Source organism: Sagittula salina (assembly GCF_017813235.1).
GTDB lineage: Bacteria > Pseudomonadota > Alphaproteobacteria > Rhodobacterales > Rhodobacteraceae > Sagittula > Sagittula salina.
Genome location: NZ_JAGISH010000042.1, coordinates 1 through 531 on the forward strand (window position 1 = coordinate 1; position 531 = coordinate 531).

Annotated in this window: 1 protein-coding gene; it reads right to left on the minus strand. The window is 67.8% G+C overall.

What is annotated here, in order from left to right; translation table 11 throughout:
* Window positions 1-515 (minus strand): AMP-binding protein (locus J5474_RS22485; protein WP_342454089.1); only part of this gene is annotated, 515 nt, incomplete at its 3' end.
* Between the last annotated feature and the right edge of the window lie 16 nt (window positions 516-531).

Sequence of the window (531 nt, forward strand, 5' to 3'; positions counted from 1 at the left end):
GCCTCGTCGGCGGTGATCAGCACCTTGGCATCGCAGCCCTGGATGCGGGCGGCCAGCGCGTCGGGGGAGAAGCCCGCGAAGACGATGGAATGGATCGCGCCGATGCGGGCGCAGGCAAGCATGGCATAGGCGGCCTCCGGGATCATCGGCAGGTAGATGATCACGCGGTCGCCCTTGCGGACGCCGAGGGACTCCAGCACGTTCGCCATGCGGCAGACGCGGCGGTGCAGGTCGTTGTAGGAGATCGACTGCGCCGGTTCGGCGGGATCGTCGGGTTCCCAGATGATGGCGGTCCGGGTGCCGCGGGTGGCGAGATGCCGGTCGATGCAGTTCGCTGCCACGTTGAGCGTGCCGTCGCGGAACCACTCGATGCTCACCCGGCCCAGGGTGAAGTCCGTGTTCTTGATCTCGGTCGGCGCCTTCATCCAGTCGAGCCGCTTCGCCTGCTCCCCCCAGAAACCCGCCGGATCCGCGATCGACGCCGAATACAGCGCGTCATACTGCGCCGCGTCCACGTGCGCGGTGTTTACC